Raw genomic sequence first — 22444 nt, 5'->3', positions numbered from 1 at the left:
CCGACAGCGCAGTACAGGACCGTCCCCGCTGGTCAGGACGGGGACAAGACGTCGTGGACGTCTGCGGCGCCGACCTGGCGGGCCGCCGGGGGCACGGCATCGGGTGCCGCGAGCTCGACCCGGTCGCGGCCGGCCGCCTTCGCGGCGTAGAGCGCCTGGTCTGCGCGGGCCAGCGCGCCGTCGGCCCCCACGGCCGCCGACCGGACGACGGCGACACCGGCGCTCACGGTCAACGTCAGGGGGTCGGGCGCCACCGGGTGCGCACGGTCCGCGCAGCGCGCCCGCAGCTCGTCCGCGCGGGCCAGCGCCGCGTCCTCGTCGGCGCCGACGAGGACGAGCACGAACTCCTCCCCGCCGACCCGGGCGATCGTGTCCCCCGACCGGGCCGCCGCGCGGAGCTCGTCGGCCACGGCCCGCAGGACGTCGTCCCCGGCCGCGTGCCCGAACCGGTCGTTGACCGACTTGAAGTGGTCGACGTCGACCGCGACCAGCGCGACGGGCTCCCCGGACCGCTCGGCGTCGGCCAGCGCCCGGCCGAGCACCCGGTCGAGGTGCCGGCGGTTGTGCAGGCCGGTGAGCGGGTCGCGGACGGCCTCCTCGGCCAGCGTCGCGCGCAGCCGGTCGACGGTGGCGACGTGCTGGGCCAGCTCCTCGTTGAGCCGACGCAGGTCCGCCTCGCGGCGCTGCTCGGTGCTGACGTCGCGCACCACGGTGAGCCTCCCCGCACGACGTCCGCGGCCGACCGGCACCGTCTGCACGTCGAGCCAGAGGTCCGCACCCGCCTGCACGACGGCGTGCCCGGCCGCGTACGTGCCGTCGGCGGCCGGGCCGGTGGGCAGCACGGCGGCGAGCAGCTCGGGGCCCACCAGCGCGCTGAAGTCCGCCCCCAGCACGTCGGGACCGGCGGCGGGGCGCAGCTGCTGCAGCAGGCGCCGGGCGGCGGGGTTGAGGTCGACCAGCCGACCGAGCCGGTCGCTGACCAGCACGGCGTCGGTCATCGTCTCCACGACCTGGTCGCGGGCCACCGGGACGACGTCGAGCAGGCCGGCCCGCAGCACCGCCCACCCCGCCACCAGGCCGGTCACGGCGAAGAAGATAGGGGTCAGGTCGACGACGCCGTCCCCGCGCATGCCCGCGGTCATCACCACGTTGCCCAGCACCGGCGGGAGAGCCGAGGCCAGCATCACCACGGCCTGGCGGCGGACCACCGGCGGGCCGGTGCGGGCGGCGCGGACCAGCCGCAGGAGGGACGTGGCGATGAGCAGGTAGCTGTACACGGTGTGGACGGCGAACAGCGGGCCGCCCACGAGCTGTACCTCACCCGTGGCGGCGGTGAGGTCGGTGCGCCCGAGCACCAGGTCGGCGGTCGCCGGCAGCACCGCGAGCACCGCCAGCGCGACCGGTTCCGCGGCCAGGAGCAGCGCGACCCCGCGGCGCAGGCGCCACCGGGGGTCGGCGATGAGCTGGGACAGCGCCCAGAACCCCACCACCGTGGCGCCGACGGACACGAAGACCAGTGGGTACCCCAGGGCCCGCTGCGCCTCCGGGACCGGTGCGGTGATCCAGGCGTTGGCCAGGGACCACCCGGTGGAGCCGGCGAGGGTGAGGGCGAGCGCCCGGGCACCGGGGTTGTCGCGGCGACGGCTCCAGGCCGCGCTGCCGACCACGGTGGTCAGCAGCGCCGCCAGCCCGTAGGCCAGCACCCACAGCGCGCCCACCGCGTCGTCCCCCGTCCCCGCTGCCGTGGTTCGGCGCGGTCCTCGTCACCACACGTCGGCATCCCGGCGCCCGACCAGGAGCGCAGCGCCACCCGGTCGACCCACCCGGGTGAGGTCCACCGTGCTCGGTCGGTCAGGGACCGATCATGTCGTCGGTGACCACCGACTCGGTGTCGGGGATGCCGAGGTCCTTGGCGCGCTTGTCGGCCATCGCCAGCAGGCGCCGTATCCGCCCGGCGACGGCGTCCTTGGTCATCGGCGGGTCGGCCCGCTGGCCGAGCTCCTCGAGCGAGGCCTGCCCGTGCTCCAGGCGCAGGCGGCCGGCCACGAGCAGGTGCTCGGGGGCGTCCTCGCCGAGGATCTCCAGCGCCCGCTCGACGCGGGCACTGGCGGCGACGGCGGCCCGCGCCGAGCGGCGCAGGTTGGCGTCGTCGAAGTTCGCCAGCCGGTTGGCCGTGGCGCGGACCTCGCGGCGCATGCGCCGCTCCTCCCACGTGAGCACGGCCTCGTGCGCCCCCATGCGGGTGAGCAGCGCGCTGATCGCGTCGCCGTCGCGGACGACGACCCGGTCGGCGCCCCGCACCTCGCGGGCCTTGGCGGCGATGCCGAGCCGGCGGGCAGCGCCCACGAGCGCCATCGCGGCCTCAGGGCCGGGGCAGGTGACCTCGAGGGAGGAGGACCGGCCGGGCTCGGTGAGCGAGCCGTGGGCGAGGAAGGCCCCGCGCCACGCGGCTTCGGCGTCGTTGAGCCCGCCGGACACGACGGCCGGGGGCAGGCCGCGGACGGGCCGGCCCCGCTGGTCGACCAGCCCGGTCTGCCGGGCCAGCCCCTCGCCGTGCTTGGCGATGCGGACCAGGTAGCGGACTCCGCGCCGGATGTTGCCGCCGGCCAGCACGCTGACCCCGCTGGTGTAGCCGTAGACCTCGCTGATGTCGCGGCGCAGACGGCGGGCCACCGAGCCGGTGTCGAGCTCGGCCTCGATGACCACCCGTCCACCCACGATGTGCAGGCCGCCGGAGAAGCGCAGGAGCGCGGTCACCTCGGCCTTGCGCTCGGAGGTCTTCGTGCACTCCACGCGGGAGAGCTCGTCCTTGACCATCGCCGTCATCGCCATGCGCTGCCCCTCTCCCCCTCGGTCGGTCCGGCCCCCGCCGGCCGCACGGGGTGCGCGGCGACCCCGGGCGCGACCGTCGAGGTCCGATACTGCCGCACCCGGGGCCGGCACGGGCCCTCCGGGTTCACCGCCGGACCTCCGGCACCACGCCGGGCAGCACGGCGGTCAGGGCCGCACCGAGCAGCCCCGGGTCGTGCCTCGGGGGCCCGTCCACCGCAGCTACCGGCGCCAGCACCAGTTCCGCCCCGAACTCCCGCACAGCTGACAGCAGACCACGGCGGTCAACCACCGACGACTCATCGGCGACCACGGTGTGCAACGGCACGCCCTGGAGGTGGTCGTGCAGCACGCGCAGGTGCTGCTCGGGCGAGAAGTCGTCGGTCTCCCCCGCCTGCGGCTCGAGGTTCAGCACGACGACGACGTGCGCCGAGGTGTCCGCGAGCGCCGCCCGCAGCCGCGGCACCAGCAGGTGCGGGAGCACCGAGGTGTACCAGGAGCCCGGGCCCAGGCACACGACGTCGGCCCGGGCGATGGCGGCCAGCACGTCCGGGTGCACCGGCGGGTCGGCCGGGGTGACCCGGATGGACCGCACGCGGTCGGGGCTGGCCGCGATGGCCACCTGGCCGCGGATGTGCCGGGAGCGCTGCGGGTCGTCGGGGTCGACGGTGTCGACGATGGCGACCAGGTCCAGCGGCACGTCGGCCATCGGGAGCACCCGCCCCCGGGCACCCAGCAGCCGGCACAGGGTGTCCAGGGCCCGCACCGCGTCGCCGTCGTGCATCTCGGTGAGGCCGGTGAGCACCAGGTTGCCCACCGGGTGCCCGGCCAGCACGCCGTTGCCGCCCAGCCGGTGCTGCATCAACGCGGCGAGCTCCTGCAGCCGGGCGTCGTCGCCGGCCAGGGCCGCCAGCGCCATGCGCAGGTCACCGGGGGGCAGCACGGGCATCTCACGGCGGATGCGACCGGAGGACCCGCCGTCGTCGGCGACCGTCACGACCGCCGTGAGCTCACCGGCCAGCGGGCGCCAGGCGGCCAGCGACGCGGCGAGGCCGTGGCCCCCGCCCAACGCGACCACCGCCGGGCGGGCGCTCACTCGCGGCCCAGGTCGCGGTGCCGGGCGCTGGCGGTGACCCCTTCGGCGGCCAGCCGGCGGGCGAACTCCTCGGCGATGGCGACCGAGCGGTGCTTGCCGCCGGTGCAGCCGACGGCCAGCGTGAGGTACTTCTTGCCCTCGCGGCGGTACCCCGGCACGAGCAGGCGCAGCACCTCGAGGTACCGGTCGAGGAACTGCTCGGCGTCGGCGGCGCCCAGCACGTGGTCGCGCACGGCGGCGTCGCGACCGGTCAGCGGGCGCAGCTCGGGCACCCAGTGCGGGTTGGGCAGGAACCGGGCGTCGACCACGAGGTCGGCGTCCAGCGGCAAGCCGTACTTGAAGCCGAAGCTCAGCACCGTCGCCGTCAGCTCGGGCACCGCGCCCTCGCTGAGGAACGCCGCCTCGAGGGTGGCGCGCAGCTGGTGCACGTTGAGGTCGGAGGTGTCGACCCACAGGTCGGCCTCGCCGGCGATCCCGGTCAGCAGGGCGCGCTCGGCGGCGATGCCGTCGGAGAGCCGCCCCGACCCCTGCATCGGGTGCTCGCGGCGGTTGGACTCGTAGCGGCGCACCAGGACCTCGTCGCGGGCGTGCACGTACACCACCCGGGGGCGGTGGCCGGCCTCGCTGAGACCGCGGATCGCCTCGGCCAGGTCGCTGGAGAACGCCCGGCTGCGGACGTCGACGACCGCGGCGAACCGTCGGACGTCGCCGCGCGACCCCAGCTCGACCATCGGCGCCAGCAGCGCCGGCGGCAGGTTGTCGACGACGAAGAACCCCAGGTCCTCGAGCACCCGGCCGGCGCTGTTCTTGCCGGCACCGGACAAGCCGGTGACGACGACGACCTCGAGCGGACCACCGGCCGGCTCGTCGGGCGCGCTGGTCTCGGGCAGATCGGTCACGGCACGGCTCCGGTGGTCTGCGGGACGGTCGGAGCGCCATCATCCCCTGCCGGGTCGGCCACCGGACCCGTGGGCGGCTCGGCCACCGAACCCGTGGGCGGCTCGGCCACCGAACCCGTGGGCGGCTCGGCCACCGAACCCGTGGGCGGCTCGGCCACCACGGCCAGCACCGCCTCGGCCGTGCGACGCCCGATGCCCGGCACCCGGGTCAGGTCGTCGACCGACGCCGCGCGCAGCCGCTTCAGCGACCCGAACTCCTTCATGAGCGCTTTGCGCCGGGTGTCGCCGAGCCCGGGGACGTCGTCGAGCAGCGAGACGAGCATGCCGGCCGACCGCTTCTGCCGGTGGTAGGTGATGGCGAACCGGTGGGCCTCGTCGCGCACCCGCTGCAGCAGGTAGAGCGCCTCGGACGTGCGCGGCAGGATGACCGGGTCGGGGTCGTCGGGCAGCCAGACCTCCTCCATGCGCTTGGCCAGCCCGCAGACCGCGACGTCGTGCACCCCGAGCTCGGCCATCGAGCGGGCCGCCGCGGCCACCTGGGGCTGCCCGCCGTCGACGACCAGCAGGTTGGGCGGGTAGGCGAACCTGCGCGGGCGGCCCTCCTCGGCGGCGACGCCCTGCTCGTCCCTGCGGTCCTCCTCGTCCTTGAGGTGGCGGGCGAAGCGGCGGCGCACGACCTCGGCCATCGCCGCGGTGTCGTCGGTGCCCTGGGCGACCTGGAACCGGCGGTAGTCGCTCTTCTTGGCCAGGCCGTCCTCGAACACGACCATGCTGGCCACCACGTTGGTGCCCTGCACGTGGCTGACGTCCATGCACTCGATGCGCAGCGGTGCGTCGGGCAGGTCGAGGGCCTCCTGCAGCTCGGACAGCGCCAGCGAGCGGGCGGTGAGGTCGCCGGCCCGCTTGACCCGGTGCCGGGCGAAGGCCTCCTTCGCGTTGCGCTCGACGGTCTCCATCAGTGAGCGCTTGTCCCCGCGCTGGGGCACCCGCAGCGAGACCCGCGACCCGCGGAGCTCGCTGAGCAGGTCGGCGTACACCTCGTGCTCGGCCGGCAGCTCGGGCACCAGCACCTCGCGGGGCACGGCCTCCCCCGCCTCGCCGACGCCGGTCTGCTCGTCGACCCCGCCGTAGACCTGCAGGAGGAACTGCTCGACCAGCTCGCCGGTGCCGACGTCCTCGACCTTGTCGATGATCCAGCCGCGCTGGCCGCGGACCCGGCCGCCGCGCACGTGGAAGACCTGGACCGCGGCCTCCAGCTCGTCCTGGGCGAAGGCGACGACGTCGGCGTCGGTGCCGTCGCCGAGGACCACGGCCTGCTTCTCCAGCGCGCGGCGCAGCGCCCCGAGGTCGTCGCGCAGCCGGGCGGCGCGCTCGTACTCCATGGCCTCTGCCGCGGCGGCCATGTCCTTCTCCAGCCGCCGGATGATCTGCTCGGTGCGCCCGCCCATGAAGTCGCAGAAGTCGTCGACGATGTCGCGGTGCTCCTCGGCGGAGACCTTGCCGACGCAGGGTGCCGAGCACTTGCCGATGTAGCCCAGCAGGCAGGGTCGGCCGATCTGGCCGTGCCGCTTGAACACCCCGGTGGAGCAGGTGCGCGCCGGGAAGACCCGGGTGAGCGTGTCGAGCGTCTCGCGGATCGCCCAGGCGTGGGCGTAGGGCCCGAAGTACCGCACGCCCTTGCGCTTGGGCCCGCGCATGACCTGCAGCCGCGGGTACTCCTCGTTCAGCGTGACGGCCAGCGACGGGTAGCTCTTGTCGTCGCGGTACCGGACGTTGAACCGGGGGTCGAACTCCTTGATCCAGTTGTACTCGAGCTGGAGGGCCTCGACCTCCGTGCCGACGACGGTCCACTCCACCGACCCGGCCGTGGTGACCATCTGCCGGGTGCGCGGGTGCAGCCCGGCGATGTCGGCGAAGTAGCTGTTGAGGCGCTGGCGGAGGCTCTTGGCCTTGCCGACGTAGATGACCCGGCCGTTCGGGTCGCGGAACTTGTAGACCCCCGGGGACTCCGGGATGCTGCCGACGGCCGGCCGGTAGGTGGACGGATCGGGCACGGCTCCCCGATCAGCCCGCGACGGTGCCGGTGACGCCGGCGTCGGACCGGGCCGCCGCGACCTTCTTGCGGGGCTTCTTCTTGCCCGCCGCGGCGATGTGGGCGGGGTCGAGGATGTCGGCGAGGAACCGGCCGGTGTGGCTCTCGGGGATGCCGGCGATGAGCTCGGGGGTGCCCTCGCCCACGACCGTGCCGCCCCGGAAGCCGCCCTCGGGGCCCATGTCGATGAGCCAGTCGGCGCTCTTGATCACGTCGAGGTTGTGCTCGATGACGATGACCGAGTTGCCCTTGTCGACCAGGCCCTGGATGACCAGCAGCAGCTTGCGGATGTCCTCGAAGTGCAGGCCGGTGGTCGGCTCGTCGAGCACGTAGATGGTGCGCCCGTTGGACCGCTTCTGCAGCTCGCTGGCCAGCTTGACCCGCTGCGCCTCGCCACCGGACAGCGTGGTGGCCGGCTGGCCCAGGCGCACGTAGCCCAGGCCCACCTCGGTGAGGGTGGTGAGGTACCGGGCGATGCTGTTGATCGGGGCGAAGAACTCGGCGGCCTCCTCGATCGGCATGTCGAGGACCTCGGCGACCGTCTTGCCCTTGTAGCGCACCTCGAGCGTCTCCCGGTTGAACCGGGCGCCCTTGCAGACCTCGCAAGGCACGTACACGTCGGGCAGGAAGTTCATCTCGATCTTGAGGGTGCCGTCGCCGGAGCACGCCTCGCAGCGCCCGCCCTTGACGTTGAAGCTGAACCGGCCCGGCTGGTACCCGCGGACCTTGGCCTCCTCGGTGGAGGCGAACAGCTTGCGGATCGCGTCCCAGACGCCGGTGTAGGTGGCCGGGTTCGAGCGCGGGGTGCGACCGATGGGCGACTGGTCGACGCCGACGACCTTGTCCAGGTGCTCGAGGCCGGTGACGGTGCGGTGCCGGCCGGGGACCATGCGGGCGCGGTTGAGCTGGTTGGCCAGCACGGTGTAGAGGATGTCGTTGACCAGGCTGGACTTGCCCGAACCCGAGACCCCCGTGACCGCGACCAGCATGCCGAGCGGGAAGGTGACGTCGACCCCCCGCAGGTTGTGCTCGCGGGCGCCCTTGACCACCAGCTCGCGGCCGGGGGTAGGCACCCGCCGCTCGGCCGGGATGGCGATCTCCTTGCGGCCCGAGAGGTAGGCGCCGGTCAGCGACCGCTCGCTGGCGAGCAGGTCGTCGTAGGTGCCCGAGACCACGACCTCGCCGCCGTGCTCCCCGGCGCCAGGCCCGATGTCGACGATCCAGTCGGCCTGCTTGATGGTGTCCTCGTCGTGCTCGACGACGATGAGGGTGTTGCCCATGTCGCGCAGCCGCACGAGGGTCTCGATCAGCCGGACGTTGTCGCGCTGGTGCAGCCCGATGGAGGGCTCGTCGAGGACGTACAGCACGCCGACCAGCCCGGAGCCGATCTGCGTGGCCAGCCGGATGCGCTGGGCCTCGCCGCCGGCGAGGGTGGCGGCCGGCCGGTCGAGGGACAGGTAGTCCAGGCCCACCGAGACCAGGAACGACAGCCGCGCCTGGATCTCCTTGAGCACCCGGTCGGCGATGGCCCGCTCGCGCTCGCCGAGGACCAGCGCCGACAACCACTCGGAGGCGTCGCCGATGGACAACCCGGTGACCTCGGCGATCGACCGGCCGTCGAGCTTCACGGCCAGGATCTCGGGCTTGAGGCGGGTGCCGTGGCAGACCGGGCAGGGGACGTCGCGCATGTACCCCTCGTACTTGTCCCGCATGAAGTCCGAGTCGGTGTCCTCGTGCCGACGCTCGAGGAACGGCAGGACGCCCTCGAACGCGGCGTAGTAGCTGCGCTCACGGCCGTAGCGGTTCTTGTAGCGGACGTGCACCTGCTCGGGCGACCCGTGCAGCACGGCCTTGTGCACCTTGGCCGGGAGCCGCTCCCAGGGGTCCTTCATGGAGAATCCGAGCTGGTCGGCCAGGCCACCGAGCAGCCGGATGAAGTACTCGTTGCTCATCGAGCCCGCCCACGGGGCGATCGCGCCGTCGGCCAGGCTCTTCTCCGGGTCGGGCACGACGAGGTCGGGGTCGACCTCCTTGCGGGTGCCGATGCCGGTGCACTCGGGGCACGCACCGAACGGCGAGTTGAAGGAGAACGACCGGGGCTCGAGCGCCTCGAAGCTCAGCCCGTCGTCGATGCAGGCCAGGTGCTCGGAGAAGGTGCGCTCGCGCTCGGGGTGGTCCTCGTCGAGGTCGACGAAGTCGAGCAGCACGAGACCACCGGCCAGGCCGAGCGCGGTCTCGACCGAGTCGGTGAGCCGCCGCTTGGCGCTCTCCTTCACGGTGAGGCGGTCGACGATCACCTCGATGGTGTGCTTCTCCTGCTTCTTGAGCTTCGGCGGCTCGGTCAGCGAGTGCACCGTGCCGTCGACCCGGACCCGGGAGAAGCCCTGGGTCTGCAGCGAGGAGAACAGGTCGACGTACTCGCCCTTGCGGGCTCGGATGACCGGCGCGAGCACCTGGAAGCGGGTGCCCTCCTCCATCTCGAGCACCTGGTCGACGATCTGCTGCGGGGTCTGCCGGGCGATCGGCTTGCCGCAGTTGGGGCAGTGCGGCTGCCCGGCCCGGGCGTACAGCAGGCGCAGGTAGTCGTAGACCTCGGTGATCGTGCCGACGGTCGACCGGGGGTTGCGGTTGGTCGACTTCTGGTCGATGGACACCGCCGGGGACAGGCCCTCGATGAAGTCGACGTCGGGCTTGTCCATCTGGCCCAGGAACTGCCGGGCGTAGGCCGACAGCGACTCGACGTAGCGGCGCTGGCCCTCGGCGAAGATGGTGTCGAAGGCCAGGCTGGACTTGCCCGACCCGGACAACCCCGTGAACACGATCATCGCGTCGCGGGGGAGGTCGAGCTGGACGTCCTTGAGGTTGTGCTCGCGGGCGCCGCGGACGACGAGCCGGTCCATGTGGGTCCCTGTCTGTGTGGTCGTGGGAGAGCAGTGCGGGGTGCCGCCGGGCAGAGCTCTGCTCAGCCGCCGGCGGCGGGGTCGAAGACGGGGGCGTGCCGACGCCAGGGTTCGTGGCGCTCCAGCTCCGCAGCGATCCAGAGTAGTCGCGTCTCGGCGCCCGGGGGGCCCACGAACTGGACCGCCAGCGGGGTGCCCGAGGACCGCACACCGGCCGGCAGCACGAGCGCCGGCAGGCCGGCGAGGTTCCACCCCGACGTCCACGGCGCCCACCGGGCGTTGGCCGTGACGTTGGCGAGCCACCCCCGCTCGTGCCAGGGCCGCGCACCCAGCGGCTGCCCCGTGGTGACCGGGGTCAGCAGGAGGTCGACGCCCGGGTCCGCGGCGGCCACCGACCCGGCGAACCACGCCTCGACGAGGGCCCGGTAGCGCCGGGCCGAGGCCGGGCGCACCAGGCCCGCCCGGCGTGCCCACCGGCCGCACCGCGCGTGCACCCGGGTGCGCGGCTGCAGGTCGTGCGGGTGCAGGCCGCGGTGCTCGGCGTCGTCGGCGGCACCGGCGAACCACCGGGCGAGCACCGCCACGGCGGCCGACGTGGGCACCGGCGGGTCGCGGTGCACCACGGTGTGCCCGAGCTCGCGCAGCCGGGCGGCGACGGCCTCGACGGCGGCCCGCCCCTCGGCGTCGAGCCGTGCCCCGGGGACGGCCGACCGGGTGGAGACGGCCACGACCAGGGCGGCGGAGTCGTCGTCGAGGGGCTCGGCGGCCGGCGCCTCGGCCAGGACGGCGTGGCCCAGCGCGAGGTCGGCGGTCGTGGTGGCCAGCACGCCGTTCTCGGCCATGCCCGACCACGAGTCGGCGCCCAGCCCGGCCGGGACGACGCCGCTGCCGGGCTTGAGCGTGACCAGCCCGCAGGCCGCGGCGGGCAGCCGAAGGGACCCCATGCCGTCGTTGCCGTGCGCCAAGGGCACGCCACCCGAGGCCACCGTGGCCGCGCTGCCCCCCGACGAGCCCGCCGGGGACAACGCGGTGTCCCAGGGGTTGCGGCTGACGGTGCCCGGGCCGTCGGTGGCGGCGAAGACGCACAGCTCGGGCACCCGGGTGATGCCCACGACCACGGCGCCGGCGGCCCGCAGGCGGGCGACGACGGGGTGGTCGGCGGTGGCCGGCGGCCCGGGGAACGCCGTGCCGTCGGTGGCGGTCTCGCCGCGCACCGCGACGTTGTCCTTCACGGCGACCGGCACCCCGGCCAGGGGCAGCCGGGCGCGGTCGGGGTGGGCGTCGACCGCGGCGGCCTCGGCGAGCGCGGCCTCGGTGCGAACCACCCGGTAGGCACCCACCCGGGCCTCGACGGCGGCGATGTGCGCCAGGTGTGCGCGGACGACCTCGACCGCGCTGACCTCGCCCCGGCGGACCCGGGCGGCGAGCTCGACGGCGGGCAGCCCGACCAGCTGCCGGGACCGCTCCCCCGAGCCGTGCGGGCCGGCCGTCACTAGGTTGGCGTCCATGCCGTCGAACCTAGACGGACCCACCGACACTCTCAGATCGGAGCGAGCCAGTGCCGAGCTACACCGGTGACGTCGAGGTCGGCGGTCCGGCCGACACCCGCGAGCTGCCCGGCCTCACCATCACCAAGCTGGCGGTCAGCGAGATGGCCAACAACGCCTACCTGCTCACGTGCACCGCGACCGGCGACAGCGTGCTGGTGGACGCGGCGGCCGAGCCCGAGGCGCTCCGGTCGCTGATCGGCGACGCCCGGGTCACCGCGGTCGTCACCACCCACGGCCACTGGGACCACCACCGCGCCCTGCCCGACGTCGTGGCCTCCACCGGCGCGGCCACGATGGCCCACCCCGCCGACGCCCCCGACCTCCCCGTGCCGGTCAGCCACCCCGTCGAGCACGGCGACACCGTGGCCGTCGGCGACCAGGTGCTCGACGTCGTCCACCTGCGCGGCCACACGCCGGGCTCGATCGCGCTCGTGTGGCGCGGCGGCGAGGCCGGCACGCACGTCTTCACCGGCGACTCGCTCTTCCCCGGCGGCGTGGGCAACACGCAGAAGGACCCCGAGCGCTTCGCCCAGCTCGTCGACGACGTCGAGGAGCGGCTGTTCGGCACGCTGCCCGACCAGACGTGGGTCTACCCGGGCCACGGCAATGACACCACCATCGGCGCCGAGCGGCCCCACCTGGCCGAGTGGCGGGCCCGCGGCTGGTGACGCCGGGGGGTGGCCCGACGTCCCCGACGGTGTGCGCACGTCGGTAGGCGCACACCGCAGGAGATGTCCGGCCACCCCGGCCGGCCCTCAGCGCCGGTGCTGCAGGTACCAGCCGATCAGCGCCCTCGTCGACGAGTCCTGCGACCGCAGGGCCTCGTCGTCGCCGGTGAGCGCCGGGGCGATCTGCAGGGCGAGCTGCTTGCCCAGCTCGACGCCCCACTGGTCGAAGCTGTCGATGCCCCACACCGCCCCCTGGGTGAAGGTGATGTGCTCGTACAGCGCGATCAGCTGACCGAGCACCGACGGCGTCAGCGACGGGGCCATGATCGAGGTGGTCGGCCGGTTGCCGGTGAACACCCGCGCCGGGACGACGTCCTCCGCCGTCCCCTCGGCGCGCACCTCGTCGGCGGTCTTGCCGAACGCCAACGCCTTGGTCTGCGCGAAGAAGTTCGACAGCAGCAGGGCGTGCACGTCGGTGTCGCCGTCGGTGAGCGGGTGCTGCGGGGTGGCGAAGGCCAGGAAGTCGGCCGGGATGAGCCGCGTGCCCTGGTGGATGAGCTGGTAGAACGCGTGCTGGCCGTTGGTGCCGGGCTCGCCCCAGAAGATCTCCCCGGTGTCGCAGGTGACGGCCTCGCCGTCCCAGCGCACGCCCTTGCCGTTGCTCTCCATCGTGAGCTGCTGCAGGTAGGCCGGGAAGCGGTGCAGGTACTGGCTGTAGGGCAGCACCGCGTGGGTGTGCGCGCCGCGGAAGTTGACGTACCAGACGTTGAGCAGCCCCATGAGCAGCGGCACGTTGCGCTCGAGCGGGGTGGTGCGCACGTGCTCGTCGACGGCGTGGAAGCCGGCCAGGAACTCGGCGAACCGCTCGGGCCCGATCGCCACGGCCAGCGAGGTGCCGATGGCCGAGTCGACCGAGTAGCGGCCGCCCACCCAGTCCCAGAACCCGAACGCGTTCTCGGTGTCGATGCCGAAGTCGGCGACCTTCTCCAGCGCCGTGGAGACCGCGACGAAGTGCTTGGCCACGGCCGAGCGGCGCTCGTCGTCGGAGTCCGGCGTGCCCAGGCCGTCCCACAGCCACTGCCGGGCCAGCCGGGCGTTGGTGAGGGTCTCCAGCGTGCCGAAGGTCTTCGAGGCGACGATGAACAGAGTCGTGGCCGGGTCGAGGTCGCGCACGGTCTCGGCCAGGTCGGTGGGGTCGATGTTGGAGACGAACCGGCAGCTCAGGCCCTGCTGCCGGTAGGCGGCCAGCGCCTCGTAGGCCATCACCGGGCCGAGGTCCGAGCCGCCGATGCCGATGTTGACCACGGTGGCGATGCGCCGGCCGGTCACCCCGGTCCACTCCCCCGACCGCACCTTCTCTGCGAAGGCGTAGACCTTGGCCAGCTCGGCCTGCACGTCGGCGTCGACGTCCTGCCCGTCGACGTGCAGCGGGTCGAGACCAGCCGGGCGGCGCAGCGCGGTGTGCAGCACCGCGCGGTCCTCGGTGACGTTGATGTGCTCGCCGGCGAACATCGCCTGCAGCCGGTCGGTGACACCGGTCTGCTCGGCCAGCTCGCGCAGCAGGCCCAGGGTCTCGTCGGTGACCAGGTTCTTCGACAGGTCGACGTGCAGGTCGGCGACGTCCAGCGTGAAGCGCTCGGCCCGGCCGGGGTCGGCGTCGAACCAGCCGCGCAGGTCGGGGGTCAGCGCGTCGCGGTGGGCCAGCAGCGCCGTCCAGGCGGCGGTGGACGTGGGGTCGTGCGAGGGGGTGGCCACGGGGAGGACTCCTGGGGTCGGGGCGGACGCCGACGACGCTAGGGCAGGCGGGCCCGCGACGCTCGGGCGGCGCCCCCGGGGTCAGGTCGCCGGGTCGGCCCGGTCGGCGCGCAGCTGGGTCCGGATCTCGCGCAGCAGCCGCAGCTGCTCGTCGGACTCCTGGGAGAGCTCGACCTGCTCCTCGTGCGTGAAGTCGTCGTGCGTGCGGATGACCACGGCGGCGATCCGGCCGACGATCACGCCGATGCCGATGATGCCGGCGAACATGGTGAGCACGCCGATGACCCGGCCGGGCACGGTGAGCGGCGACAGGTCGCCGTAGCCGGTGGTCGTGGTGGTGACGAACGCCCACCAGACCGACTCACCGATGCCCCAGCCCTCGAGGGCGCTGACCGAGACGGCCGACAGCAGCACGACGGTCAGGTAGACCGCGATGGCCAGCGGGGTGCGGTTGGCGCAGGCGATCAGCGCCGTCGTGGCACGAGCGAGCACGGTGGACCTCCTCAGTCCTGGTAGCCCTGGCGCAGGTCCTCGACGACGAGCGGACGGTCCAGCGTGCTCGGCGCGAGGTCCAGCGGTGGGCGGTCGGGTGGGAAGACGGCGGCGGTGGCCAGCACCGCGTCGTCCAGGAAGCGCGGGTCGGGCCGGTCGGCGGCGAGGGCCAGCGGGGGCGGCGCGCTGCCGGCCCCGGCCAGCACGAACCCCCAGTCGCCGAAACTGGGCACCGCCACGTGGTACGGCGTGGTGGCCAGCCCGGCGCTGCCGACGGTGGCCACCGTGCGCCAGAAGGCGGTGGGCGTGGAGTACGGGCTGCCCGCCTGCACCGCCACCAGACCGTCGGGGGCCAGCACGCCGCGCACGAGGCCGTAGAACTCGGTGGAGTACAGCCGCCCGAGCGCCGGCACGTCCGGGTCGGGCATGTCCACGACCACGGCGTCGAACAGCCCGGACGGCGGGTCGCGCAGCCACCGGAACGCGTCGTCGACCACGACCTGCACCCGGGGGTCGTCGAGGGCACCCTCGTTGAGGTCGGCCAGCCGGGTGCGGGCCAGCTCCAGGACGGCCGGGTCGAGCTCGACCTGCACCACCTCGGTGACCGAGGGGTGGCGCAGCACGTCGCGGGCGGCCAGCCCGTCCCCGCCCCCGAGCACCAGCACCCGCTGCGGGTCGCGCGCCAGCACGGGGAACACCAGCGACTCGGTGTACCGGTACTCGTCGACGCTGGAGAACTGCAGGTCACCGTCGAGGTAGAGGCGGACGTCGTCCCCGCGCTCGGTCACGACGATCTCCTGGTAGTCCGACCGCACCGCGGCGACGACCGGGTCGTCGTACAGCCGCTGGCGCGCGCCGAGCTCGATGTCGCGCGCCTGCACCAGCAGCGTGGCCAGCAGCGCCGCGGCCAGCAGGAGCGCCACCGCCGAGGCGCGCCGGGCCCGGCGGCCCAGCTGGTCGCGCACCAGCAGCCCCGCGACGACGGCGGCGGCCAGCAGGTTGACCATGCCGGCGACGGCCGCGCCGCGCACCTGGCCGGCCAGCGGCAGCAGCAGGAACGGCCAGGCGAGACCGCCGATCAGCGCGCCGGCGTAGTCGGCGGCGTTGAGGTCGGCGAGCAACCGGCCGCTGCCCTCGGCGTCGACCCGGTCGGCGCCGCGCTGCAGGAGGGTCATCAGCAGCGGGACCTCGGCGCCCACGAGCATGCCGATGACCGCGGTGCCCACCACCAGCACGGGGCTGGCCGCACCGTAGAAGCTGAAGCTCACGTAGAGGGTGACGGCGGAGAGGCCCCCGACCACGCCGAGCGCGATCTCCACGGCGACGAAGGTGACCGCCGCCCGGCCCAGGAACGGCTTGACCAGCAGCGCCCCGACGCCGAGCGCGGCGACGAACCCCGCCACGATGAGCGAGGTCTGCGTGATCCCGCCCCCCGCGAGGCTGGCCGACAGCGTCAGCAGCACCAGTTCGTAGACCAGCCCGCACGCCGCGCACACCGCGACGGCGGCCAGCAGCAGCGGTCGGGTCCAGGCCCGGCGCGACGCCGGACGGTCGAGCACGGCCATCAGCGGGTCAGGAAAGCGCAGCGGCGTTCACGACGCCGATGGCCAGCAGGCTGGCCGCCACCGCCCACGCCGCACCGCTCATGCGCTCCTCGTCGACCAGCGCCCGCAGGTGGCCGGGGACGAAGGCGTCGAGCACCCGCAGCGCAACCGCCTGCAGGACCACCCCGAGGACGCCGTACACCGCCGAGTCGACCAGCCCCTGCAGCAGCGAGTCCGAGCTGGTCATGATCGCCGTGGTCACGATGACGGCCAGGGCCAGGTGGTTGGCGCCCAGCAGGATGGCCGCGTTGGGCTTGCGTTGGGTATAGACCTGGCTGCGCAGGTTGCCCGGTGTGAGCAGGTCCAGGGCTAGGAAGCCCAGGCCGAGCACGCCGACGCCGACCACGAAGTACAGCAGCGTGGCCACCACGCCGTCGACGAGCGTGCTGCCGTCCAGGGAACCGAAGGTCACGAGGTGCTCCTGCGCTCGGGGGTGGGAGGGGTGCTCACTTGCCGTCACCGGGGCCGCCGTCGCCCCCGGAGGACGCCGGGGAGCCGGGCCGGAACCCGGAGCCCAGGTAGCTGTAGTAACCGCGGCTGTAGCGGCCGTCGACGTCCTCGACCCGCACGGTGCTGCCGGTCGCCGCCGCCGAGACGATCACGATGTCGTCGTCGTAGCGCAGGTACTCGGCGCCGCCGTCGCTCTGCCGGGCGGACGGGGGCACGGCGTCGGCGATGTCCGCCGCGGTGGTGCCGACCGGGTCGGGCGAGGTGAACGTCTCGCCGTCGGAGTCCCGCCCGGTCGAGCGGTAGGTGTCCTCGATGAAGTCGTCCGGGTCCCCCGCGCCGCACCCGGTCAGGACGGCGCCGCCGCCCAGCAGGACGGCGAGCAGGGTGGTCAGCGGACGTCGGCGCGGGGTCATGCCGGGCTCCAGTCGGTGTCGGTGGTGACCAGCTCGCCGGCGGTGGCCCCCGGGTAGAGGTGCCAGGTGCGCCAGGCCCAGCCGGTGGCCGTGGACCGGCCGGCCAGAGCCGTGACGGCGGCCGGGTGGCCCGGGAAACCGGCGCAGATCCGGTCCGGGCGACCTGCGGACTCCTCGTGCAGCTGGGCCGCGGTGGCCGCGAGGTCGGTCGCCGCGAGGCGCTCGACGGTGGCGGTGAACCGGTAGCCGGGCCGGTCGGTGCGGGTGGGCAGCGGGACCCCGCCGGCGGCCACGGCGTCGCACGAGACCTGCTCGGTCAGCCGGTGCGGGCCGCGCGTGGCGGTGACCACGTGCGAGGCACCGAGGACGGCGAGCACGAGGCTGCCGTGCTCGCCGGGCACCTCGAGGGTGGCCAGCGCCTCGGGCGCCGGGGCGTCGAGGAGCAGTCCGAGCGTGGCGGCCGCGACGTCGCGGGGTGGGACGGCGAGCTGGAGCGAGCTCATGCCTCGGGCGCGGCGTGGTAGACGGTGAGCTCGGCGGGGGTGACGCGACGCCCCCGCGAGACCTCCCAGGACTGGGTGGGCGCCCAGCGCTCGAACGCCAGCAGCCCCACCTTGTCGCGGGTGGCGTAGTCGGCGTAGTCCATGGTGCCGCTGGCCGGCGTGCCGGTGGTGCCCTGCGCGGTGAAGCTGGCCCGCCCGCGCTCGAGCTGGCGGTGCACGACGTCGTCGACCACGACCTCGCCGTCGGGGGTCAGGTGGGTGCCCTCGACCCGCTGCCACAGGGTCAGCTCGAGGTCGCCCTCGTCGTCCTCGACGGTCAGCCAGCGCCGCCCGGTGGAGCCGTCGAGCAGGTGCTCGTACCAGCTCGTGCCGCCCTCGCTGAGGGTGATCGTGCCGCGCACGACGTGGTCGATGCCGGCGTAGCCGATGACGTCGCCGGGCCCGATGCGCATCGGGTCCCAGGTGTCGGGCTGGCCGGCCAGCGGGTCGACCCGCCCCGGCGCCGGACGGCGGGGCCGTCGCCCGCGCAGCACCAGGACGACGATGACCACCACGGCGGCGCTGAGCAGCAGGACCAGCAGTGCCTCGGTCACCCGGCAGTTCCTCCTCGGTCGGCGGTCGCCCGGGGACGGTATCGGACCCGGCGAGTCCGCGCACAGCCGGTGCCCAGGTCACCGGTCAGGACGCGGTCGGCTCCGGCTCCGAGCCGGCGGGCAGGGCCGCCGCGGTCGAGTTGCCCGGGGTCGGCAGCCACCGGCCCCACCAGCGCAGCACGTGCTCCAGCCGGGCCAGGCGGTGCCGCGGGCGACCCGACCGCGACAGCTCGTGCCCCTCGCCGGGGAACAGCAGCAGCTCGGTGTGCACGCCGCGACGCTTGAGCTCCACGTAGAGGCGGGTGCCCTGCTCGAGCGGGCAGCGCCAGTCCTCCTCGGAGTGGATCACCAGGGTGGGGGTCGTGATCCGGTGCGCACCGGCGAGTGCCGACTGCACCGCGATGCGCTCGGGGTCGGTGCCGACGTACTGGTCGGCGAAGAAGTACCCGATGTCGCTGGACCCGACGAAGCTCACCGGGTCGTTGAACGCCCGCTCGCTGATGCCGGCGGCGAACCGCTGGGTGCGACCGAGCAGCAGCGTGGTCATGTAGCCGCCGTAGGAGCCGCCCATGATGCCGACCCGGGTGTCGTCGAGGTCGGGTTCCTGCAGCGCCTCGTCGAGGAAGGCGACGACGTCCTCGGCGTCGAGCTCGCCCAGGTGCTCCTTGACCACGCGGCCGTGCTCCTGGCCGTAGCCCGACGAGCCGCGGGGGTTGCACTGCAGGACGGCGTAGCCGGCCTCGACGTACACCTGGGTCTCGTCCAGCAGCGACCACCCGTACTGGCTGTACGGCCCGCCGTGCACGGTGAGCAGCACCGGGTGCGGCCCCGGCCCGGACGGCGTGGTGATCCAGCCGTGCACCGGGTAGCCGTCGGGGGCCGTGGCGGTCTTCTCGCGCATCGCGTGCAGCCGGCCGGTGGCCTGCAGCCGGCTGCCGAACGCGGTGAGCAGGCGCCGACGCCCGGGCGTGATGGCCAGCAGCTCACCGGCGGAGCGGTCGTGCGCCACGGTGCCCACGACGACCCCGCCGCCCACGCCGATGCCGCGGGTGGTGAAGGGGCCGTCGACCAGCGGCTCGGGCTCGCCCCCGGCCAGCGGCACCCGCAGCAGCTCGACCGCGCCCTGCTTCTGGACGGCGACGAACGCGTCGCCGTCGGCCACCACGACCCGGCCGAAGTCGGCACCGAGGTCGTGCCACTCGGGGTCCAGGAGCGGCTGGGGGTGGCCGCCCGCCGCGTCGACCCGGCACAGGGTGGTGTTGCGCGCGACGAAGTCCACGCCGTCGGGGCCGAGGTCGACCTGGGCTGCGAGGTAGATCGTGCGGCCCTGCGGGTCGTCGGGGTCGTAGGTGGGCGCCGAGCACGCCGCGCGCGACTCGGTGACCCGGCGCAGGTGCGACCCGTCGGGACGGCAGGCGAAGAGGTCGGTGACCAGGTCGCGGTCGGCCCGGGCGTGCCGCGCCGACACGAAGACCAGCTCGGTGCCGGCCGGGTGCCAGGCGACGTCGCTGTCGTCGTGGTCCCCGGAGGTCACCTGCACCGGTTCCGGGACGGGGACCACGTCGTCGTCCGCGCCCGGCAGGTCGAGCACGAACACGTGCCGGCGGCGGTCGGTGGTGAAGCCGACGTCGTCGGACCGGTAGTGCAGCGTGGTGATCAGCCGCGGCGCCTCCGCGTCGGCGTCGACGTCGTCGGCCGTGCCGTACCGGCCCGGCTCCGGGACGCGCGCGGTGTAGGCCAGCCGGGTCGAGTCCGGCGCCCAGACCGGAGCACCGGCACCGAGCGGGTGGTCGGTGAGGCGACGGGCCTCGCCCCCGCCGGTGGGCAGCAGGTGCAGCTGCGGGGTGCCGCCGCTCTCGGCGCCCAGGAAGGCCAACCACCGGCCGTCCGGCGAGAAGACGGGGGCCGTGTCGCGGTGGCCGTGGGTGAGCGGTCGTGCCGGCGCCGACGCGTCGGTGGGGACCGCCCACAGCTGGCTGCGGTACTCGTCGGCGTCGAGGTCCAGCCGGGTGACCGCGACGACGGCGGTGGAGCCGTCCGGGGACACCGTGGCCACCCCGGGCGCGCGCAGGAGGTCGAGGTCGGCGGGCCGCATGGCGCAGACGCTAACCCAGGACTGTCGATGAGCAGTGCTAACTGTCTAGGGTGCGGGCATGACGCGACGCGTGTTCGTGGGCGGCCTGGTCGTGGACGGCACGGGTGCGGCTGCCGCGCCCGCCGACGTGGCGGTGCAGGACGGGCGCGTGGTCGACGTCGGACCGGACCTGGACGGCGACGAGGCGGTCGACTGCACCGGGGCCACCGTGCTGCCGGGCCTCTTCGACTGCCACGTGCACGTGCTGATGAGCGGGGTGGACACCCTCCGCCAGCTGCAGACCCCCTACAGCCAGGTGTACTTCGAGGCGGTCCGCAACCTCCGCCGCACCCTGGCCCTGGGCATCACGTCGGTGCGCGACGCCGCCGGTGCCGACCTCGGGGTCGCCGAGGCGGTGCGCTCGGGGCTGGTGCGCGGTCCCCGGATGCAGATCTCGCTGGCGATGATCAGCCAGACCGGTGGGCACGCCGACGACTGGCACGTCTGCGGGGCCGAGACCCCGCTGCTGCCGCCCACCCCCGGACGCCCCAGCGGCATCTGCGACGGGCCCGACGAGGTGCGCCGAACCGTGCGCACCCTGGTCCGGGCCGGCGCCGACGTGCTCAAGGTGGCGACCAGCGGCGGCGTGCTGTCCCCGCGCGACGATCCCCGGCACCCGCACTTCCGGCCCGCCGAGCTCGCCGTCCTGGTCGAGGAGGCCGACGCGGCTGGGTTGGCCGTCATGGCGCACGCCCAGGGCGCCGACGGGATCAAGAACGCCGTCCGGGCCGGCGTCCGCTCGATCGAGCACGGCATCTTCCTCGACGACGAGGCCGTCGACCTCATGCTCGAGCACGGCACGTGGCTGGTGCCGACGCTGTCCGCGCCCCGGGCCGTGCTCGCCGCCGTCGCGGCCGGGGCCGCGCTTCCGCAGGCCGTCGTGGACAAGGCCGTGGCGGTGCAGGCGCAGCACGACGAGTCGGTGTCGCGGGCGCACGCGGCCGGGGTGCGCATCGCGATGGGCACCGACTCCGGGGTGGGCCCGCACGGCGAGAACCTCGGCGAGCTGCAGCTGATGGCCGACCGGGGGATGTCCACCGAGGACGTCTGGCACGCCACCACGCTGTCGGCGGCACGGCTGCTGCGGGTGGACGACGAGCTGGGCTCGCTGGAGCCGGGCAAGCGGGCCGACGTCGTGGTGCTCGAGGGCGCCCCCGACGACCTGTCCGGCCTGGCGGGGCGGGTCCGCGAGGTGTGGCAGGACGGCGAGCGGGTGGTGGCCGGCGGCCGGGTCGCCGACCCGGCCGCCTGAGCCTCTGCCGGTCCGCTACTGCTCGGTGCCGCCCCGCTGCGCGCGGGCTTTGGCCTCGAGGGAGGCGGTGTGCTCGTCGGACGACGGCTCCGCGGGGCCGACCCCGGTGCCCTCGGCCGGCGGCAGCTGGCCCCGGGTCTTGAGCAGCGAGGCCACGGTGGCGATGACCAGGACGCCGAGGATGACGGCCAGGGACAGCCAGATCGGGATCTCGGGCACGGCCTCGATGGGCTGGCCGCCGTTGATGAAGGGCAGCGAGTTCTCGTGCACCGCCTCGAGCACCAGCTTGACGCCGATGAAGGCGAGGATGACCGCCAGGCCGTAGGACAGGTAGACCAGCCGCTTGAGCAGCCCGCCCAGCAGGAAGTACAGCTGCCGCAGGCCCATGAGGGCGAAGACGTTGGCCGTGAAGACGATGAACGCCTCGCGGGTCAACCCGAAGATGGCCGGGATCGAGTCCAGCGCGAACAGCAGGTCCGTCGTCCCGAGCGCGAGGAACACGACGATCATCGGCGTCCAGAGCCGCTTGCCGTCGCGGTGCACCCGCAGCTTGTTCTCGTGGAACTCCGCCGTCATCGGCAGGACCTTCTTCAACCGCCGGATGAGGGCGTTCTCCTCGTAGTCCTCCTCCTGGCCGTGGCTGCGCACCAGGTTGATCGCCGTGTAGACGAGGAAGGCGCCGAAGATGTAGAAGACCCAGGTGAAGCGCTCGATGACGGCGGCGCCGAGCAGGATGAAGATCCCGCGCAGCACCAGCGCGATGATGATCCCGACCATCAGGACCTCTTGCTGCAGCTTCCTGGGCACCTTGAAGCGGGCCATGATGATCACGAAGACGAAGAGGTTGTCCACCGACAGCGAGTACTCGGTGAGCCAACCGGCGTAGAACTGCGTCGCGTAGTCGCCGTTGGTGACCACCAGCAGCACGAGCCCGAACACCAGGGCGAGCGCGATGTAGAAGGTCACCCAGATGCTGGCCTCGCGCACCGACGGCTCGTGCGGGCGGCGGGCCACCAGCGCGAGGTCGGCGAGCAGCAGGACCGTGAGCGCGATGAACGTGCCGACTTCGAACCAGACCGGGAGCTCCACGTCGGGCCACAGTACGGCTCCGGCTTTGTGGGCGCTGTGCGGTCGGCAGTGGTGTCCGCCGCACACGACCGCACCACGACGAGGGGCCCACCGGACTGCTCGTCCGGTGGGCCCCTCGGGTGGTC

The 22444-nt window shown here is 74.1% G+C and carries 18 protein-coding genes; 2 read left to right on the top strand and 16 right to left on the bottom strand.

The genetic code is table 11. The features are described 5' to 3' along the window. Positions 1 to 32: 32 nt before the first annotated feature. From BLP29_RS17625 to BLP29_RS17595, 7 genes are all read right to left on the bottom strand, one after another. The gene (locus tag BLP29_RS17625; RefSeq protein WP_092806919.1) at positions 33 to 1718 is read right to left on the bottom strand and encodes a diguanylate cyclase; all 1686 of its coding nucleotides are present in this window, start codon (positions 1716 to 1718) and stop codon (positions 33 to 35) included. A gap of 133 nt (positions 1719 to 1851) precedes the next feature. Beyond that, positions 1852 to 2832, bottom strand: coding sequence for a DNA-binding protein WhiA (gene whiA / locus BLP29_RS17620; protein ID WP_092806917.1), 981 nt, complete (start codon positions 2830 to 2832; stop codon positions 1852 to 1854). 124 nt (positions 2833 to 2956) lie between these two features. Continuing rightward, positions 2957 to 3925 carry a gluconeogenesis factor YvcK family protein gene (locus BLP29_RS17615; protein ID WP_207798571.1) on the bottom strand — a complete coding sequence of 323 codons (969 nt, stop codon included), beginning with the start codon at positions 3923 to 3925 and terminating at the stop codon, positions 2957 to 2959. After that, positions 3922 to 4824 (bottom strand): RNase adapter RapZ, encoded by a 903-nt coding sequence (gene rapZ, locus BLP29_RS17610; RefSeq protein ID WP_092806915.1) that lies wholly within the window; start codon positions 4822 to 4824, stop codon positions 3922 to 3924. The genes BLP29_RS17615 and rapZ overlap by 4 nt, the downstream gene beginning before the upstream one ends. Further along, positions 4821 to 6878: an excinuclease ABC subunit UvrC gene (gene uvrC, locus BLP29_RS17605; RefSeq protein WP_243470067.1), complete on the bottom strand. Its 2058-nt coding sequence runs from the start codon at positions 6876 to 6878 to the stop codon at positions 4821 to 4823. The genes rapZ and uvrC overlap by 4 nt, the downstream gene beginning before the upstream one ends. Positions 6879 to 6888: 10 nt before the next feature. Further along, positions 6889 to 9816, bottom strand: a complete 2928-nt coding sequence (gene uvrA / locus BLP29_RS17600) for an excinuclease ABC subunit UvrA (RefSeq protein ID WP_092806913.1) — start codon at positions 9814 to 9816, stop codon at positions 6889 to 6891. Between the two features lie 62 nt (positions 9817 to 9878). Further along, positions 9879 to 11324 (bottom strand): amidase, encoded by a 1446-nt coding sequence (locus BLP29_RS17595; protein WP_092806911.1) that lies wholly within the window; start codon positions 11322 to 11324, stop codon positions 9879 to 9881. Between the two features lie 50 nt (positions 11325 to 11374). Here BLP29_RS17595 and BLP29_RS17590 point away from each other — a divergent pair, with 50 nt between their 5' ends. Further along, on the top strand, positions 11375 to 12034 hold the full coding sequence (locus BLP29_RS17590) for an MBL fold metallo-hydrolase (RefSeq protein ID WP_243470066.1): 660 nt from the start codon (positions 11375 to 11377) through the stop codon (positions 12032 to 12034). 87 nt (positions 12035 to 12121) lie between these two features. Here BLP29_RS17590 and pgi read toward each other — a convergent pair whose 3' ends face one another. The 8 genes from pgi to BLP29_RS17550 all read right to left on the bottom strand — a co-directional run bounded on the left by pgi (position 12122) and on the right by BLP29_RS17550 (position 19939). Further along, positions 12122 to 13789, bottom strand: coding sequence for a glucose-6-phosphate isomerase (gene pgi / locus BLP29_RS17585; RefSeq protein ID WP_092806909.1), 1668 nt, complete (start codon positions 13787 to 13789; stop codon positions 12122 to 12124). An 81-nt stretch (positions 13790 to 13870) separates the two neighbouring features. Beyond that, the gene (locus tag BLP29_RS17580) at positions 13871 to 14281 is read right to left on the bottom strand and encodes a potassium channel family protein (RefSeq protein WP_165839430.1); all 411 of its coding nucleotides are present in this window, start codon (positions 14279 to 14281) and stop codon (positions 13871 to 13873) included. Between the two features lie 11 nt (positions 14282 to 14292). After that, positions 14293 to 15846: a polyamine aminopropyltransferase gene (locus BLP29_RS17575; RefSeq protein WP_092806907.1), complete on the bottom strand. Its 1554-nt coding sequence runs from the start codon at positions 15844 to 15846 to the stop codon at positions 14293 to 14295. A 7-nt stretch (positions 15847 to 15853) separates the two neighbouring features. Beyond that, positions 15854 to 16297 carry a DUF350 domain-containing protein gene (locus BLP29_RS17570; protein WP_092806905.1) on the bottom strand — a complete coding sequence of 148 codons (444 nt, stop codon included), beginning with the start codon at positions 16295 to 16297 and terminating at the stop codon, positions 15854 to 15856. Between the two features lie 34 nt (positions 16298 to 16331). After that, positions 16332 to 16748: a DUF4247 domain-containing protein gene (locus tag BLP29_RS17565; RefSeq protein ID WP_092806903.1), complete on the bottom strand. Its 417-nt coding sequence runs from the start codon at positions 16746 to 16748 to the stop codon at positions 16332 to 16334. Further along, complete coding sequence (locus BLP29_RS17560; protein ID WP_092806901.1) at positions 16745 to 17251, bottom strand: DUF2617 family protein; 507 nt, start codon at positions 17249 to 17251, stop codon at positions 16745 to 16747. Before BLP29_RS17560 ends, BLP29_RS17565 begins: the two co-directional genes overlap by 4 nt. Continuing rightward, positions 17248 to 17844, bottom strand: coding sequence for a DUF4178 domain-containing protein (locus BLP29_RS17555; RefSeq protein ID WP_092806899.1), 597 nt, complete (start codon positions 17842 to 17844; stop codon positions 17248 to 17250). The genes BLP29_RS17560 and BLP29_RS17555 overlap by 4 nt, the downstream gene beginning before the upstream one ends. 85 nt (positions 17845 to 17929) lie before the next feature. Further along, positions 17930 to 19939, bottom strand: a complete 2010-nt coding sequence (locus BLP29_RS17550; protein ID WP_092806896.1) for a S9 family peptidase — start codon at positions 19937 to 19939, stop codon at positions 17930 to 17932. Between the two features lie 58 nt (positions 19940 to 19997). Here BLP29_RS17550 and BLP29_RS17545 point away from each other — a divergent pair, with 58 nt between their 5' ends. Beyond that, the gene (locus BLP29_RS17545; RefSeq protein ID WP_092806894.1) at positions 19998 to 21230 is read left to right on the top strand and encodes a metal-dependent hydrolase family protein; all 1233 of its coding nucleotides are present in this window, start codon (positions 19998 to 20000) and stop codon (positions 21228 to 21230) included. Between the two features lie 15 nt (positions 21231 to 21245). Here the strand turns inward: BLP29_RS17545 and BLP29_RS17540 are convergent, their stop codons facing one another. Continuing rightward, positions 21246 to 22319, bottom strand: coding sequence for a TerC family protein (locus BLP29_RS17540; RefSeq protein WP_092806892.1), 1074 nt, complete (start codon positions 22317 to 22319; stop codon positions 21246 to 21248). Between the last annotated feature and the right edge of the window lie 125 nt (positions 22320 to 22444).

Source organism: Klenkia marina (assembly GCF_900101025.1).
In the GTDB taxonomy this organism is placed as follows: Bacteria; Actinomycetota; Actinomycetes; order Mycobacteriales; family Geodermatophilaceae; genus Klenkia; species Klenkia marina.
The sequence above is the reverse complement of the archived record's forward strand: the minus strand, read 5'-3'. Positions and strand labels throughout refer to the sequence as shown.

Excerpts from the sequence above, each read along its gene's own strand:
- whiA (WP_092806917.1), bottom strand. The coding sequence starts at position 2,832 with ATGGCGATGACGGCGATGGTCAAGGACGAGCTCTCCCGCGTGGAGTGC.
- uvrA (WP_092806913.1), bottom strand. The coding sequence starts at position 9,816 with ATGGACCGGCTCGTCGTCCGCGGCGCCCGCGAGCACAACCTCAAGGAC.
- BLP29_RS17595 (WP_092806911.1), bottom strand. The coding sequence starts at position 11,324 with ATGGACGCCAACCTAGTGACGGCCGGCCCGCACGGCTCGGGGGAGCGG.
- BLP29_RS17575 (WP_092806907.1), bottom strand. The coding sequence starts at position 15,846 with ATGGCCGTGCTCGACCGTCCGGCGTCGCGCCGGGCCTGGACCCGACCG.
- BLP29_RS17565 (WP_092806903.1), bottom strand. The coding sequence starts at position 16,748 with ATGACCCCGCGCCGACGTCCGCTGACCACCCTGCTCGCCGTCCTGCTG.
- BLP29_RS17560 (WP_092806901.1), bottom strand. The coding sequence starts at position 17,251 with ATGAGCTCGCTCCAGCTCGCCGTCCCACCCCGCGACGTCGCGGCCGCC.
- BLP29_RS17550 (WP_092806896.1), bottom strand. The coding sequence starts at position 19,939 with ATGCGGCCCGCCGACCTCGACCTCCTGCGCGCGCCCGGGGTGGCCACG.
- BLP29_RS17545 (WP_092806894.1), top strand. The coding sequence starts at position 19,998 with ATGACGCGACGCGTGTTCGTGGGCGGCCTGGTCGTGGACGGCACGGGT.